This is a genomic window from Staphylococcus sp. TCBT05 (genome assembly GCF_055179755.1).
Window position 1 is genome coordinate 609,942 of the sequence record NZ_JBUQDQ010000038.1, and the last position, 17,027, is coordinate 626,968.

Here is a 17,027-nt window from a genome sequence, read left to right on the forward strand (position 1 = left end):
GCGAGACTCCTGAGGGAACAGGACATGCTGAAGACTACAGGCTGAAGCTGGCCCCTAGGAACGCGAGCCAACAATACGATTATAAAACAAAAAAAGTAGTAATCCATTTCTCTTAAATGGATTACTACTTATCTATTTAATCATATATTTTTATAAATCTAAAAATCACTCAATTATCTTTTAATTTCAACCATTTCAAAGGCCTCGATAATATCGCCTTCTTTAAGGTCATTATACTTTTCAATTGTAATACCACATTCGTAACCTTGTGCAACTTCTTTTGCGTCATCTTTAAAACGTTTCAATGTATCCAATTCACCTTCAAATTGTACGATACCGTCTCTAATCACGCGCACACCAGCATTACGAGTTATTTTACCATCTATAACATAACTACCTGCGATAGTACCAACTTTAGACACTTTAAATGTTTGTCTAACTTCTGCTTGTCCGATAACTTGTTCTTCGTATTCAGGATCAAGCATACCTTTCATAGCTGATTCAATTTCTTCGATAACGTTATAAATAACACGGTGTAAACGCATATCTACACCTTCAGCTTCGGCCGCACGTTTTGCACCAGTATCAGGTCTCACATTAAAACCAATGATAATACCATTTGATGCATTAGCCAATGTTACATCTGATTCATTGATTGCACCAACTGCAGTGTGAATTATACGTACATTTACACCTTCAACATCAATCTTCATTAATGACGCTGCCAATGCTTCAACAGAACCTTGAACATCACCTTTAATAATCACATTTAAGTCTTTCATTTCACCTTGTTTCATTTGTTCAAACAAGTTATCTAATGAAACGCTTTTACTCTCTTGACGTTGTTGTAACACATTAGATTCGTGACGTGCTTCGCCTATTCTACGTGCTTGTTTTTCATCTTTAAATACAACGAATCTATCCCCAGCTTGAGGAACATCGTTGATACCAGTAATTTCAACAGGTGTAGATGGACCAGCAGTCTTAATGCGTTGACCTAAGTCATTAACCATTGCACGAATTCTACCATACGTATTACCTACAACGACTGGATCACCAACGTTTAGTGTACCGTTTTGTACTAATAATGACGCAGCTGGACCTCTAGATTTATCTAATTCAGCTTCAATAACTGTACCCACAGCACGTTGACTAGGATTTGCTTTTAATTCTTGTACTTCAGAAGTCAAGACAATCATTTCTAATAAATCATCGATACCTTCTCCACTTAAAGCAGAAAGTGGTACAAAGATTGTATCGCCACCCCAGTCTTCTGGAATTAAACCATATTCAGTTAATTCTTGCATAACGCGGTCTGGGTTTGAAGTTGGTTTGTCAATCTTATTCACAGCTACGATTGTTGGTACATCTGCTTCTTTAGCATGATTAATGGCTTCGATTGTTTGTGGCATAACACCATCATCTGCTGCAACAACTAAGATAGTAATATCTGTAACTTGTGCTCCACGCGCACGCATAGTTGTAAATGCTGCGTGACCAGGTGTGTCTAAGAATGTAATCTTCTTACCGTCATTGACGATTTGATAAGCACCGATATGTTGTGTAATTCCACCTGCTTCACCAGCAGTTACTTTTGTATTTCTTATAGAATCTAATAATGTTGTTTTACCGTGGTCTACGTGACCCATAATAGTGACAACAGCTGGTCTTTCTACTGCTTGTTCATCTTCAGATGGATCATCGAAGTATACAGATAAATCCTCTTCATCTATCACAACTTCTTTTTCAATTTCAACGCCATAATCATCAACGATTAATTCTAATGTTTCATCGTCTAATGATTGGTTGATATTTGCCATGATCCCCAATAAGAATAACTTTTTAATGATACCTGATGAATCAACATTTAATTTGTCTGCTAATTCACCAACTGTAATTCCATCTTGATAAGTAATTTTTGAAGGAGTTTCTTTAGGTTCTTCTTGTTTTGGTTGTTTCTTGTTATTTTTGTTGTTACCTTTATTATTCTTGTTGTTGCCTTTATTATTTTTCTTGTTGTTATTTTTAGGTGCTGGTTTTTGATTTGATTTTGGTTGTGATTTCTTTGAATCAGTTGATTGGCTTGCTTTGAATTTTTTATCTAATTCTTTAATTTGATCAGCTTCCAAAGCTTGCATATGATTTGAAACCTCAACGTTCATTTTCTTTAATTCATCTATAATGTCTTTACTTTTTATATTTAACTCTTTTGCATATTCGTAAATTCTTTGTTTACTCATATAGTCACTCCTTACTATATTCATCTATCATTGACAATAATTTCTTAGCAAAACCTTGATCGGTAATTCCTATGTTGACTCTTTCTGATTTTCCTAATGCTTGTCCTAGTTCAACTCGTGAAGCAAAAATGCGCATAGGCACACGATTGCTGTCGCATTTATTCTTAATCACCTTTGTAGTGTTTTCAGAAGCATCTGATGCGACAATCACGAATTTTAATTTGTTCTTTTTCAAGTCATTTAAAATAACTGATTCACCTGTTTTAACTTTTCCAGCACGCATTGCTAAGCCTAAAAAATTTATTATTTGGTCTTTGTTCATTTAGGAATCTCTTCGCGATATATAAGACGTATAATTTCTTTATAAACTGGATCTAAAGTTTCTGCATCGGCTTTGAAATATTTTTCTAGGATACCTTTTTCTTGTGCTTGTTCAACTGATTTAACATCTTTAGATACATATGCACCGCGACCCTGTTTCTTGCCAGTTGCATCAGCAAATATTTCGCCTTCTTTGTTAATTACTACACGAATCATGTCATTTTTAGGAAACATCTCATTCGAAAGTATACATTTACGCATTGGAATTTTTTTCTTTTTCATAAAGCGATCACTCCAATTAATTATTCAGCGTCTTTATCTGTTTCTGAATTTTCTGGTGCTTCAGTTATTTCAGAAATTGATTCTTCCAATTCAATGTCTTCTGTATCCTCAACTGGTTGTGCTTTTGTTTCAGCTACTGGATAAACACCTGCTTCTCTAGCATCTGATTCTGATTTAATATCGATCTTCCAACCTGTTAATTTTGCAGCTAATCTAGCATTTTGACCACGTTTACCAATTGCTAATGATAATTGGTAATCAGGTACAACAACAACAGTTGATTGATTTTCTTCATCAACGATAACTTGTAATACTTGTGAAGGACTTAAAGCATTTTTCACGAATACTTTCGGGTCTTCATCCCATTGAACGATGTCAATTTTTTCTCCACCAAGTTCTTCTACAACCGCTTCAACACGAGCACCCTTTGAACCCACACATGCGCCAACTGCATCGATGTCTGGATTATCAGAATGCACACTAATTTTAGAACGGTCGCCTGCTTCACGTGCAACTGATTTGACAATAACTGTGCCATCGAAGATTTCTGGTACTTCTTGTTCAAACAAACGTTTTAACAAACCTGGATGACTTCGTGATACATAAATTTGTGGCCCTTTCGTTGTTTGTTCCACTTTATTAACATAAACACGAATTCTTTCATTTGGAATATAACTTTCATTAGGGCTTCTTTCAGCTTCAGATAACACAGCTTCTGTACGTCCTAAATTTACATAAACATAACGATGATCTACTCTATCGATAAGTCCAGTAACAATATCGTCTTCTTTGTCGATAAATTCATCGTATAAAATTTCGCGTTCAGCATCACGTAAACGTTGCATTACTGCTTGTTTCGCAGCTTGTGCGCCCACACGGCCAAAGTCACTTGGTGTAACATCCTCTTCATAAATATCACCGACTTCGTAAGCTGGGTTCTTAACCAATGCAGTACTTAAATCGATTTCGTCTCTATCATCAAAGACTTCTTCTACTACATCTTTACGTGCAATCACTTTAAATGTGCCTTGGTCCATATTTAATTCAACACGAACGCTTCTCGCACTATCATAATTTTTCTTATAAGCAGTAATTAAAGCTGCTTCAATTGCGTCGATTAATACTTCTCTAGGGATTTTTTTTTCTTTTTCTAAATATTCAGTAGCTAATAATAGTTCATTACTTGACACGATTTATCCTCCTAATCACGTTAAATCATTACAGCATGACGTGCTTTAGCGATTTTACTTCTTGGAATTTTAACTTGTTTCTTTTTAGATTTTTCCTTTACTTCCATAACAATAGTTTCATCATCAACTGATTGTAAAATACCTAGCCATTCCTTTTCGCCTTCAATAGGTGCATATAAAGAAACAAATACCGGTTTAGAAATAGCGTTTTGATAATCTTTTTCTTTTTTGATTGGTCTTTCAGCACCAGGTGATGCCACATCAAGATAATACATTTCTTGAATAGGATCTTCTTGGTCCATTACTTCACTAATCTTTTCAGATGCTAATGCACAGTCATTCAAGTCCACGCCACCATCTTTATCGATTGAAACTCTTAAGAAATGGTCTTTTCCTTCTTTAGTAAACTCAACTTCAACTAATTCAAAATTTAAGTCGTCAAGCACTGGCTGAATAATTGCTTCAACTTGCTCAGTTATTTTACTCATGCTGACCTCCTTTTTTGGCAAATAGAAAAGAGCGGGTATTATGCCCACTCTTTCTGCCTGAGTCTAATTTTTTAAGCACTATTATTATATCATATGTTATTCATGTAGACAAATAACTACATAATCACAATCCCGTGATGACAATATGACATGGCATTTGTGTTAAATTTAGACGCTTTATTTACTTTTACATAATTATTCAATTCTTTTACTTTTGAAAAAGTGGACACAACATTATGTTAAGTGATTCCTGCTTACATATCAAATATAGATAATTGCGCTTTATCGGGTAAATTTGGTAAAGAACCCAATTCATCTAGGTAATCAATAACTTTTTGTGATAATCCGGCCTTTTTGTTTAAATCTTCTTTAGATAAAAATGGTCCTTCATCTCTAGCTTCCACAATTCTTTGAGCAACGTTTTCACCTAAGCCTGGAACCGAAATGAATGGTGGAATTAATGTGTCACCTTCAATAATAAATTCAAATGCTTTACTTTTCTCTAAACTGATTGGTTGCATTCTATAGCCTCTTTGTGCCATTTCATTCATTATTTCTAATACAGTTAAGGTATCTTTTTCCTTTTTAGCTAAATCCATATAACGTGAATACATATCTTTAACAGTGTTACGGATGCTAACTTTATCTTTAATCATTGTTATTAAATCAAAATCTGACGCTCTCACTGTAAAGTAACTTGCATAATAATACAATGGGTGATGTACTTTAAAGTATGCTATACGAACAGCCATCAAAACATATGCAGCAGCATGTGCTTTCGGGAACATGTATTTAATCTTTCTACATGAATCTAAATACCAATCTGGCACTTCATTATCCACCATAGCTTCAACCATATCATCTGTTAGACCCTTACCTTTTCGGACAAATTCCATAGTCTTGAAGGCAAGCGAAGGCTCTAAGCCGTTATACATTAGATAAACCATAATATCGTCACGACAACAGATAACACTAGATAAATCACATGTGCCTGAGCGTATTAAGTCTTGTGCATTACCTAACCATACATCCGTACCATGGGACAGACCTGAAATTCTTACTAATTCTGAAAAACTAGTCGGCTTCGTGTCCTCAAGCATTTGTCGAACAAATCCAGTACCAAATTCTGGCACCCCGAATGTTCCCGTCTTACACAGAATATCATCAGCAGTTACACCTAAAGGATCTGGTGAGCTAAATATTCCCATCGTTTCTTTATCATCAACTGGAATCGTCTTAGGATCAATACCAGATAAATCTTGAAGCATTCTTATCATTGTAGGATCATCGTGTCCAAGGATATCAAGTTTCAATACATTATCATGAATAGAATGGAAATCAAAGTGCGTCGTCATCCATGATGATGATTGATCATCTGCTGGGAATTGAACCGGTGTAAAGTCATAAATATCCATATAATCTGGTACAACAATAATACCACCTGGATGTTGCCCAGTTGTCCTTTTAACACCTGTACAACCTTTAACTAATCGGTCTACTTCGGCGCCTCGTTTGTGAATTCCTTGGTCGTTTAAATAACCTTTTACAAATCCGAAGGCAGTTTTTTCAGCAACAGTACCAATTGTACCTGCACGGAATACTTTATCTTCACCAAATAATACTTTGGTATAATTGTGTGCTTCTGGTTGATATTCACCACTAAAGTTCAAGTCAATATCAGGTACTTTATCACCTTTAAATCCTAAGAACGTTTCGAAAGGTATGTCTTGTCCCTCTTTAATTAAATCACAATCACAGTGTGGACATTTTTTATCCGGTAAATCAAACCCTGAACCTACAGAACCATCATCAAAGAATTCACTTTCCTTACATTGAGGGCAAATATAGTGTGGCGGCAATGGATTTACTTCTGTAATTTCGGTCATTGTCGCAACAAAACTAGATCCAACCGAACCACGTGAACCAACTAAATAACCGTCATCTAATGATTTTTTTACCAAGCGTTGCGAAATCAAATAAATTACTGCGAAACCATTACCGATAATACTTGCCAATTCTTTTTCGAGCCTATCAATAACAATTTGTGGTAGGTCTTCACCGTAAAGTTTTTTAGCATTAGAATAACTTAGTTCACGTATTTCTTCATTGGCTCCATCCATACGTGGTGTATATAATTCATCTTTAATCGGAACTACACGTTCGATACGATCAGCTAATTCATTCGTATTTTTCACAACAATCTCATATGCTGTCTCTTCACCTAGGAAATGTAGTTCATCGAGCATTTCATCTGTTGTTCTAAAATGTGCTTCAGGTAACGTAGATCGATTTAGTGGATTCCCAGGCTGTGATGCAATCAATATTTTTCGAGCAATACTATCATGTTCAAATAGATAATGCGCATTGCCTGTAGCGATGACTGGAATTTGGTTTGTTTGACCAGCTTGTAATAAACGTTGATAAATTTCGTGTAGCGTTTCGTTGTCTCTAACCAATTCTCTATCAATTAAATCTTGGTACAATGCTGGTGGTTGTACTTCAATAAAATCATAATATTTCGCAATTCTCTCTACTTGAGATTGATCCTTTTGCATTACCGCAGTAAATACTTCACCTTCGTCACAAGCAGAACCAACAAGTATTCCTTCACGATATTCGTCTAGCAACGAACGTGGAATTCTTGGCGTTCTATAGTAATAATGGACCAATGATTCACTAACGATTTTAAAGAGATTTTTCAAACCTTGTTGGTTTTGTACAATAAGTGTTACATGGTTTGGTCGCGCTCTTTTATATGCATCTTCATTGGAGAGTGACTGATTAATATCTTTATGGTTATTAACACCTAATTCCTCTAATTGCTTTAACATTTTAATGAAGATATAAGCCGTTGCTTCTGTATCATAAATGGCTCTATGGTGTTGTGTCAGTTCAACGCCATACTTTTTAGCCAAGAAATTCAAGCCATGTTTACCATATTCTGTATTAATCGTACGTGATAACTCTAAGGTATCAATTACACCATTAGTTGACTCACCTAAACCAACATGTTCATATCCTGTATCAATGAAGCCCATATCAAATGAAGCGTTATGAGCTACAAATATTGCATCTCCAACCCATGCTTTAAATTCTGTGAGTACTTCTTCAATTTCAGGTGCATCTATTAACATATCATCCGTAATATGCGTTAGATTGATAATTGTTTCTGATAATCTTTCATGTGGATTACTGAAACGTTCAAATTTATCAATAATTTCGCCATCTTTGACTTTAACTGCAGCAAGTTCAATGATTTTATCATATTGGTTTGATAGCCCTGTTGTTTCCACGTCAAATACAACATATGTAGCAGATTTCAAGTCACAATCAAATGGTTTATAAGCAATAGGAACACCGTCGTCAACGAGCATGCCTTCCATACCATAAATCATTTTAATGCCGTTTTTTTCTGCGGCATTATGAGCGTCTGGAAATGCTTGAACAACATTATGATCTGTTACAGCAATTGCTTTATGTCCCCATTTTGCAGCTTGCTCTACATATGCAGAGATATTAGGAATACCATCCATTTGGCTCATTGATGTATGTAAATGGAATTCAACTCTTTTATCCTCAGCTTTATCTTGCTTTGGATTCTTTTTAATTTCTTCAATATCCGACATCATCATCACTAGATCACGTACGAATGTATCCTCTTCAATTCTTCCTTGTGCACGAACCCATTTTCCGACACTCAATGCTTTAAAATGATCTAAATCATCTTTATTTTTACGTGTAAACATTTTTAGTACTAATGAATCTGTGTAGTCAGTTACCTTTAGTTCTACGATATGACGACCACTCTTCAATTCTTTTAAGTTAATATCAAAGATAACACCTTCAACAGCTACTTTGAATTCTTCTTCGACTATTGATTCTATAGAACGAACATTTTCAATTTGAATTGGTTTACCAATTTGACATTTCGTTACATTACTTTCATTGTTGTCTTGTTGTTTTGCCTTTTCAGCTTTCATTTTTTCTAATTTTTCTGTTGCTTCACGCGCACTTTGCTCATCTTCTTGTTGAATATGTGCCTCGAGTGAAGCCAAATCATCTTCAGTACCAACACTATCTGTTTCAAAGATAATACCGCTGATATCAAAACCACATTGCTGATACGCTTTAATCAAACTACCGTTACATGCCTTATCAAAATGGTTACGCTCAACATCATTTTGACACATGACCTTCAAGACATCACCAGACATAATCAATTTCTTTTGCTTCAATTGTCCTTTAACTTTTGGTGATAACTTAGTTTGATCAATACAATAACTAAAATATTTAATCGCATACTCATCTTGATTTGCTTTATTTTGAATAGTAAAGTTACAACTTACTTTAGCTATAGATTTAAATTCTTCTTGAATGGCATTAATAAATAATAAATAGTTTTCTATAGATAAAAAGTACGGGAATGTAATTTGAAATATCCAAGAACGATCTGCCGTCGATACATCAACTCGATTTAATTCACTTTGCTCAAGAAATTCTGAATCTAACTGATTCGCAATCTTAATTTGATCAGCTAAGACTTTGAATTTTTCCTGATTTGTCATTGCCATGACGATTACCACCTTACTTTGTATTACACTGTTTTTATTTTTCTCTCAATGACGGTGTATGTATTTTTTATCATTCTCTATATTATAACGCATTTACCTATATTTCTAATATATAAATGCATCACTTTTAAAAATTCCCACAATTCATAAAAGTGGCGCAATGCATAGTATGAAACATAGTAATTCATAGAAAAGAGAGTGGAATCGAAATCTCTGGGTATATCAGATTTCTTAGTCCACTCCCTATTATGCATTTCTTGTGTTGAGCTAATCATAAATTAGCGTCTCAATTCAGATCTGTACGCTCATTTCTATGCCTTATAACAATTTGATTTATTATATGTTTTAAAATCTAATGCTATTTAATCGTGCATTTTAATTCTAATTTCTCTATCATATAAACGGTTAAATTGACTTATTAATATGCCAAATAATTTAATTAAAGTTTCGTATATAACTCATTCACATAATTAATTAAATCATTCACATGTATCTCTTCGCTTTCACCATTGTCTCTACGTTTAACTTCAACAATACCTTCGGCAGCATTTTTACCGACAACGACTCTAATTGGTAATCCAATTAAATCTGCGTCGTTAAATTTAACACCTGCGCGTTCTTTACGATCATCATACAACACGTCGAAATGTTCAGCTAATTGTGTATATAAATCATCACCTAATTCACGCTGATCATCTTTCTTTGGATTAATCGTAATCAAATGTAAATCAAATGGAGTAACTGATTTTGGCCAAATAATACCATTTTCGTCGTTATTTTGTTCAACGATAGCACTTAACGTTCTTGATACACCAATACCATAACAACCCATTAATAATGGTTTTGCTTTACCTTGATTATCTAAAAACGTAGCATTCATTGACTCTGAATACTTGGTACCTAATTTAAAGACTTGTCCTACCTCAATACCTTCTGCGAATTTAGCAGCACCAGATCCGTCCGCTAATGCTTCACCTTCTAATATAAATCTGAAATCTCCAAAAGCAGTAACATTAAAGTCACGATCTAAATTTGCATTCAATAGGTGGTAACCATCTTCGTTTGCACCAACAACAATATTATTTAAATCTTGGATATAGTTATCTGCGTAAACTTTAATTTCTTTATCAGTAACTGGTCCTAATGAACCTGGTTTTGCCCCCAATAAATTAACAATTTCAGCTTCTGTAGCTAATTCAATATTGTCTGTCTCAAAATAAGCCTTTAATTTAATATCATTAATTTCATGGTGACCACGTACCAAGACCATGATAAATTCACCATCAACTTTAAATACCATAGATTTAGTAATTTCATCTAATGGTTTCTCAAGAAAGTCTGCCAACTCTTTTGCTGTATGAATGTTTGGCGTTTCAATTTTTGATAACGGTTGAATTTCATCATGTTTTTCATTTGGTACATAAACAACTTCAGCTTTTTCAATATTTGCGGCATAGTCACTTTGTTCACTATAGACAATCGTATCTTCACCGATTTCACTTAATGCCATAAATTCATGTGTATGACTACCACCAATTGCACCAGAGTCAGCCACTACTGGACGTGCATTGATACCAACACGTTTAAATATACGACCATAAGCATCATACATATCATTATATGATTCATCTAAAGATGCTTCATCTGCATGGAATGAATATGCATCTTTCATGATAAATTCACGTCCACGTAATAATCCAAAGCGTGGGCGCTTTTCGTCTCTAAATTTCGATTGAATTTGGAATAACGTCAATGGTAATTGCTTATAAGATTTCAATTCATCTCTAACAATTGATGTAACAACTTCTTCGTGTGTTGGACCTAATGCAAATCCTCGTCCATTACGATCTTGTAAACGCATAAGTTCAGGACCGTATGCATCCCAGCGTCCAGACTCTTCCCAAAGTTCTGCTTGTTGTAATGCAGGCATTAAGATTTCCACTGCATCGATACGTTCCATTTCTTCTCGAACAATACTTTCTATATTATTTAATACTCTTGCTGCTAGTGGTAAATAGCTATAAATACCACTTGTACTTTGTTTAATTAACCCCGCTTTTAATAATAAACGATGGCTTAGTGCTTCAGCACCAGAAGGAACTTCTTTCATCGTTGGTATAAATACTTTTGATTGTCTCATTACTTTGTTTGCTCCTCTCTAATCTACATTATAAGAAATAGCGTTGGATATCATTCCAAGTCACTAAGACCATAATTATCAATACAAATACCGCACCAATTGCAATAATTGTTGTTTCTGCCTTTTTATTAACTGGCTTTCTAAAAATTGCTTCGTAAATTACAAATAAAATTCGGCCACCATCAAGTGCAGGAATAGGTAGTAAATTCATTAAACCTAAGTTAACACTCAATAATGCAGTCCACGAAATTAAATTTATAATACCAGTTTTTACAACTGAATCCACATTGTGATATATACCCACAGGACCATTTAACATATCAAATGAAAATTGACCCGTGAAAATACTGGCAATCATACTTAAAATTGCAGTAAAGATTAATTTACCTGCAAATATTGTTCTTTCAATACCAGAGACAATTGGTTTAAATAGCGAATGTTCGGTTCCAGGTTGATAGCCAAGTATATATTTTGTCTCAGACTGTGTTTTCGTCATTTTTTGTTCTACTTTTTTAGGCTTAACTTCAACCGATTTCTCTTTCCCATCGCGTTCTACCGTAACCTTTGTTTTCTGATCTTTCACATTGGCCATCGCTTTATCTATATCATCTTTATTTTTGATATCATAGTTGGCTATTTTAGTGATTTTATCACCAGATTGTAACCCTGCTTGTTGGGCAGGTGTATGATCAAAAACTTTATCTATACTATTTGTAGGCGTACCTTGATAATAAGCCAGTCCGATAAAAATAACTAAAGTAAGTAAAAAATTAAATAATGGACCTGCAAATAAAGTTAAAAACTTTTGGTAAGGCTTTTTATATGTGAATTGACGATCTTTAGGTGCAATTTGAATCAAGCTACCATTTTCCACAAAGAAAGCTTTTTTAGCGATTTGATAATGGTGACGTTCTTGATCATGAGCTGTGACACCTTCAATGTATAAGCCTTCACTAAAATCACATTGCTTTACTTCAATTGCTTCGATTTGTTGGAATTTATGTTGATCGTCTAATATGATATGCGTTATTTCGTTATTATCATTCACTTTGATTTTAACATGCATTCCAGGTTGTACAGGTGATTCTTCTAAACCATCACCCGCCATTCGAACATAACCACCAACTGGCAATAGTCGAATTGTATATAACGTTTCATTCTTTCTGAAACTAAATATTTTGGGACCCATACCAATAGCAAATTCGGGGCACATAATTCCTGCTCTTTTGGCAAAGAACATATGTCCATATTCATGAACGGAAACCAGTACACCAAATACGATGATAAAAGATATTATTGTTACTAGAAAACTCAATTCAATACACCTCATATTTTTCGATATAAATTAATTATTGTGACGTTGTTACCATCTTTAAACATTTAATTACATATTATTGTTTCTTAAGCATTACTCAAGATTATAAAAGTATAACACAACTCTACTTTACGTTACACATAACTATACCAATTCGATATGATCTAATTTTTAACATAGATTTTCTAACCTTGTGAAAAGGAGTTAAGAAACAATTTCACCTAATTACTTAGAAATTAGGATCCATTATTCATTAACTCCTGTAAAAGATATATCTATTTTACGTGTAAATCTATAATTTAAACTTACATTTGAATAAGGAAAATATTTAATAATGGTAATACAAACATAAAGCTATCAAATCTATCGAGAATACCACCGTGACCAGGTAAAATTCGGCCGGAATCTTTCACACCAAAGTGACGTTTAAATCCAGATTCAACTAAATCACCTAACTGACCAAACATACTTAGTATCACTGTAAGAATTAATAATAACCATGTCGCAATATCAAAGTCCACAAACATAATCATAATTAATGGAACAATTAAACTACAAATCAAACCACCAATAAAACCTTCGATTGTCTTATTAGGACTAATTACAGGCCACAGCTTATGTTTACCCATTAGGCGACCAAAGATATATGCTCCTGTATCAGTTAACCATACCACTAAAAAGGCAAATAATATGTAATGTATACCTTCTGATCGTGTTTCATATAAGTACATAAATCCAATACCAACATATGCAATTGACATTAAACAGAAGGCTGCGTCCATAAAACTAAATCTATTTTTCGACAATACTGTATAACTTAATAGAATGAAACTCATTGCAATTAATGATTTAAGTTGTAAATCATTAACCCATGTACCAGCATCTTGTGGCAACATAATAATAAGCACACCTAATGCACTTATTATACCTGGAATTGATAAGAACTTAATCATATTCATATTTAGCAATTCTTTTAAACCGATAAAAGCAAGTAAATATGAAAATAAAATTAAACTAAATCCACCTTTTAATAAAATTGGAAGGAAAATGATCAGCGCAATAATTGCTGTTAAAGTTCTAACTTTCATACTTTTCTCCTAACTATCTATAACCCCGCCAAATCGACGTTGGCGTGATTGATAAATTTTAATACAATTTATTAACTCTTCTTTGTCGAAGTCGGGCCACAATTTTTCATTGAAAATAAATTCACTATATGATGCTTGCCAAATTAGGAAATTACTAATTCTTTGCTCTCCTGAAGTTCTAATTAGCAATTCCGGATCTGGATAACGATGTGTCATTAGGTGTTTTTCTATCATTGCTTCATTAATCGAATCACTTGTAAGTCCCTCATTAGATAATTCATCGAATATTGTTTTCATACTCTGCACAATTTCTGCACGACCGCCATAGTTCAATGCAAAGATTAAACGTAAGCCGGTGTTGTCTTTCGTTTCTTCAATCGCTTTATTGATAGCTTTTAATGTTGAATCTGGCAAGTGTTCCATAAAACCAATTGTTTCAACTTTTACATTTTTTTCAATCAATTCTGGTAAAAATGTTTTCAAGAAATTAACAGGTAAATTCATGATATAGTTAACTTCACTTTTAGGTCTAGACCAATTTTCTGTAGAAAACGCATATAACGTTAAGTATTTAATACCTAAATCACTAGCTTCTCTAGTAATTTCTTTAACTGTTTGCATACCTTGATAATGACCCTTGATGCGAGGTAACTTTCTTTTTTTTGCCCATCGACCATTTCCGTCCATTATGATTGCAACATGTTCTGGTATATTATGTAAGTCTATTTCAGAATTTAATTGCTGTGATTGTTTCTTTTTCTGTTTATTTAACTTTTTAAACATGGTATTTCCTCCGAGCTTGCGTCTCTCTGTTTATTATAATAGGTTCACGATACATTTATCTACCATTTTATCATAATAGATAAGCACGTTGAATAAACAAATAAAAAAACTGTACCAAAGTCCTATTTGATACAGTTCAGATAAAATTATGCATTGCTATAATAATTATGATGACATGCTTACGCAATATGCTCATAACTTAGAATAAATGCATTCTTACCATGTTTATACTGACATTATATCTTTTTCTTTTTCGTCTAATAGTTCATCTACTTGTTTAATAGAATCGTCAGTTAACTTTTGAACATCCTCTGTTTGAGATCTTAAATCATCCTCAGTGATGTCGCCATCTTTTTGTTGTTTTTTAAGTTCGTCATTAGAATCACGGCGAACATTTCTAATTGCAACTTTAGCATTTTCACCGATTTTTTTAACGTCTTTAACTAATTCTTTACGACGCTCCTCAGTTAATGCTGGTACACTAATACGAATTACTTCACCATCACTTGAAGGATTAACACCAAGATTTGCAGCATTAATTGCTTTTTCAATATCAGCAACAGAAGACTTGTCATATGGAGAAATCACTAATAAACGTGCTTCTGGCACATTGATGCTTGCTAATTGTTGAACTGGTGTAGGTGCACCATAATAATCAACTGTTACTCCGTTTAATAAATTAGAATTGGCTCTACCTGCACTGATATTAGCTAATTCTCTTGATAGATTATCAATAGATTTTTTCATTTTTGACTTTGTGTCTTGAAGAATGTCACTCATTGTCATACACTCCTAATTATTTTGTAATTAAAGTTCCTATTTTTTCGCCCATTACAGCACGTTTAATATTACCTTCTTCTGTAATTGAAAATACATTTAATGGAATATTATTATCCATACAGAATGATGATGCTGTTGAGTCCATTACTTGTAAACCTTCTTGTAACATTTGAATATGAGTAAGGTGTTCATATTTGACCGCGCTTGAATCTACTTTAGGATCTGCAGAATAAACGCCATCAACGTTATTTTTACCCATCAAGATAACATCAGCTTCAACTTCCGCTGCACGTAAAGCTGCAGTTGTGTCAGTAGAAAAGTATGGATTACCTATTCCAGCTGCGAAAATTACAACACGTTTTTTCTCTAAATGTCTGATTGCACGGCGTCGAATGTATGGTTCTGCTACTTGTTTCATTTCAATTGAAGTTAAAACGCGCGTATCACATTCTAGTTGCTCTAAACTGTCTTGTAATGCTAATGCATTCATTACAGTAGCTAACATACCCATATAATCCGCTGTACCACGATCCATACCGAGGTCACTACCTGTCTTACCTCTCCAAATATTGCCGCCACCAACGATGACTGCAATTTCGCAATCCATCTTAGCAACTTCTGCCACTTGTTCAGCAACACTTTTTATAATGATTGGATTAATTCCAAAACCATCCTCACCTGCTAGTGCTTCGCCACTTAATTTTAAAACAACACGTTTGTATTTAGAAGTTTGAGCCATTGTCTTATCCTCTCTATTGTAAAAATATGTAATTGATACAAGTAAAGAAGACACAATAGGTCTTCCAATACAAAAGTAAATCTTTCATATGGAGCACAAAAGGTGTCTTCTTTCTTGTTCAAGCTATGAAAAATTATTTCATTTGTCCTTTAACTTCGTCAGCAAAGTTTTCTTCGCGTTTTTCCATTCCTTCGCCTACTTCATAACGTACGAAGTCAACAAGTTTTCCACCTTTAGATTTTAAGAAAGCTTCAACTGTTTGATCAGGATCTTTTACAAAGTTTTGGTCAACTGCACAAATTTCTTGTAAATATTTACGTAAACGACCTTCTACCATTTTTTCAACGATATTTTCTGGTTTACCTTCATTTAATGCTTGTTGTTTTAATACTTCTCTTTCGTGAGCAATTTCATCTTCACTTACTTGTTCAGATGAAACATATTTAGGATTGATTGCCGCAATGTGCATTGCTACATCTTTTGCTGCTTCAGCATCAGTAGAACCTTCTACTACTGTTAATACACCGATACGTCCACCCATGTGTAAGTATGAACCGAATGAATCGTTGTCAGTTTTTGTTCTCACAGCAAAACGACGAATGCTTAATTTCTCACCGATTGTAGAAATTGCTTCTTTCATACGTTGGTCTACTGTTTCACCACTTGGTAAAGTAGTTTCTAATAATGCTTCAACTGAATCAGCTTTAGATTCTAATACTTGGATAGCAATTTCTTTAACTAAGTTTTGGAAACCTTCGTTACGTGCAACGAAGTCAGTTTCTGAGTTGATTTCAACGATTGCTGCTTCGTTTCCTTTCTCCTCAACATGTACTAGACCTTCTGCTGCAATACGATCAGATTTTTTAGCTGCTTTTGCAATACCTTTTTCACGTAGGTAGTCAACTGCTTTATCAATATCTCCATCAGTTTCTGTTAACGCTTTTTTACAGTCCATCATACCAGCGCCAGTTTTTTCACGTAATTCTTTTACAAGTTTAGCTGAAATTGCCATTTCATATTCCTCCATTATTAATGAATTTTAATAAATTTATCTTAAAAAAAGGTGATAAGCCTATTTATCTTATCACCC

The 17,027-nt window shown here is 34.0% G+C and carries 13 protein-coding genes; all 13 read right to left on the reverse strand.

The genetic code is table 11. The annotated features are described in order from the left end of the window. Window positions 1-173: 173 nt before the first annotated feature. Entirely contained in the window at window positions 174-2,240 is a 2,067-nt protein-coding gene (infB, locus tag ACY191_RS10025) for a translation initiation factor IF-2 (protein ID WP_042738843.1), read from the reverse strand. Window positions 2,241-2,244: 4 nt separating this feature from the next. Next, window positions 2,245-2,562, reverse strand: a complete 318-nt coding sequence (locus ACY191_RS10030; protein ID WP_042738844.1) for a L7Ae/L30e/S12e/Gadd45 family ribosomal protein — start codon at window positions 2,560-2,562, stop codon at window positions 2,245-2,247. Continuing rightward, window positions 2,559-2,843, reverse strand: a complete 285-nt coding sequence (gene rnpM, locus ACY191_RS10035) for an RNase P modulator RnpM (protein WP_042738845.1) — start codon at window positions 2,841-2,843, stop codon at window positions 2,559-2,561. The genes ACY191_RS10030 and rnpM overlap by 4 nt, the downstream gene beginning before the upstream one ends. A 20-nt stretch (window positions 2,844-2,863) precedes the next feature. Beyond that, complete coding sequence (gene nusA / locus ACY191_RS10040; protein WP_107512724.1) at window positions 2,864-4,033, reverse strand: transcription termination factor NusA; 1,170 nt, start codon at window positions 4,031-4,033, stop codon at window positions 2,864-2,866. A gap of 20 nt (window positions 4,034-4,053) precedes the next feature. Next, entirely contained in the window at window positions 4,054-4,521 is a 468-nt protein-coding gene (gene rimP, locus ACY191_RS10045; protein ID WP_042738847.1) for a ribosome maturation factor RimP, read from the reverse strand. A 254-nt stretch (window positions 4,522-4,775) separates the two neighbouring features. Continuing rightward, complete coding sequence (locus ACY191_RS10050; RefSeq protein ID WP_042738848.1) at window positions 4,776-9,092, reverse strand: PolC-type DNA polymerase III; 4,317 nt, start codon at window positions 9,090-9,092, stop codon at window positions 4,776-4,778. Window positions 9,093-9,531: 439 nt separating this feature from the next. Then, window positions 9,532-11,232 (reverse strand): proline--tRNA ligase, encoded by a 1,701-nt coding sequence (locus ACY191_RS10055; protein WP_107527422.1) that lies wholly within the window; start codon window positions 11,230-11,232, stop codon window positions 9,532-9,534. Between the two features lie 28 nt (window positions 11,233-11,260). Further along, complete coding sequence (gene rseP, locus ACY191_RS10060; protein WP_042738850.1) at window positions 11,261-12,547, reverse strand: RIP metalloprotease RseP; 1,287 nt, start codon at window positions 12,545-12,547, stop codon at window positions 11,261-11,263. Window positions 12,548-12,852: 305 nt separating this feature from the next. Continuing rightward, the gene (locus ACY191_RS10065; RefSeq protein WP_042738851.1) at window positions 12,853-13,635 is read right to left on the reverse strand and encodes a phosphatidate cytidylyltransferase; all 783 of its coding nucleotides are present in this window, start codon (window positions 13,633-13,635) and stop codon (window positions 12,853-12,855) included. A 9-nt stretch (window positions 13,636-13,644) separates the two neighbouring features. Next, window positions 13,645-14,418, reverse strand: a complete 774-nt coding sequence (locus tag ACY191_RS10070; protein WP_042738852.1) for an isoprenyl transferase — start codon at window positions 14,416-14,418, stop codon at window positions 13,645-13,647. Between the two features lie 225 nt (window positions 14,419-14,643). Then, a complete protein-coding gene (gene frr / locus ACY191_RS10075; RefSeq protein ID WP_042738853.1) occupies window positions 14,644-15,198 on the reverse strand; it encodes a ribosome recycling factor in 555 nt (184 codons plus the stop codon). Window positions 15,199-15,214: 16 nt separating this feature from the next. Further along, a complete protein-coding gene (gene pyrH, locus ACY191_RS10080) occupies window positions 15,215-15,937 on the reverse strand; it encodes a UMP kinase (protein WP_042738854.1) in 723 nt (240 codons plus the stop codon). Between the two features lie 133 nt (window positions 15,938-16,070). Beyond that, on the reverse strand, window positions 16,071-16,949 hold the full coding sequence (gene tsf, locus ACY191_RS10085; protein WP_042738855.1) for a translation elongation factor Ts: 879 nt from the start codon (window positions 16,947-16,949) through the stop codon (window positions 16,071-16,073). Between the last annotated feature and the right edge of the window lie 78 nt (window positions 16,950-17,027).

Coding starts and splice junctions, on each gene's coding strand:
- infB (WP_042738843.1), bottom strand. CDS start 2,240: ATGAGTAAACAAAGAATTTACGAATATGCAAAAGAGTTAAATATAAAA.
- ACY191_RS10030 (WP_042738844.1), bottom strand. CDS start 2,562: ATGAACAAAGACCAAATAATAAATTTTTTAGGCTTAGCAATGCGTGCT.
- rnpM (WP_042738845.1), bottom strand. CDS start 2,843: ATGAAAAAGAAAAAAATTCCAATGCGTAAATGTATACTTTCGAATGAG.
- rimP (WP_042738847.1), bottom strand. CDS start 4,521: ATGAGTAAAATAACTGAGCAAGTTGAAGCAATTATTCAGCCAGTGCTT.
- ACY191_RS10050 (WP_042738848.1), bottom strand. CDS start 9,092: ATGGCAATGACAAATCAGGAAAAATTCAAAGTCTTAGCTGATCAAATT.
- ACY191_RS10055 (WP_107527422.1), bottom strand. CDS start 11,232: ATGAGACAATCAAAAGTATTTATACCAACGATGAAAGAAGTTCCTTCT.
- ACY191_RS10065 (WP_042738851.1), bottom strand. CDS start 13,635: ATGAAAGTTAGAACTTTAACAGCAATTATTGCGCTGATCATTTTCCTT.
- ACY191_RS10070 (WP_042738852.1), bottom strand. CDS start 14,418: ATGTTTAAAAAGTTAAATAAACAGAAAAAGAAACAATCACAGCAATTA.
- frr (WP_042738853.1), bottom strand. CDS start 15,198: ATGAGTGACATTCTTCAAGACACAAAGTCAAAAATGAAAAAATCTATT.
- pyrH (WP_042738854.1), bottom strand. CDS start 15,937: ATGGCTCAAACTTCTAAATACAAACGTGTTGTTTTAAAATTAAGTGGC.
- tsf (WP_042738855.1), bottom strand. CDS start 16,949: ATGGCAATTTCAGCTAAACTTGTAAAAGAATTACGTGAAAAAACTGGC.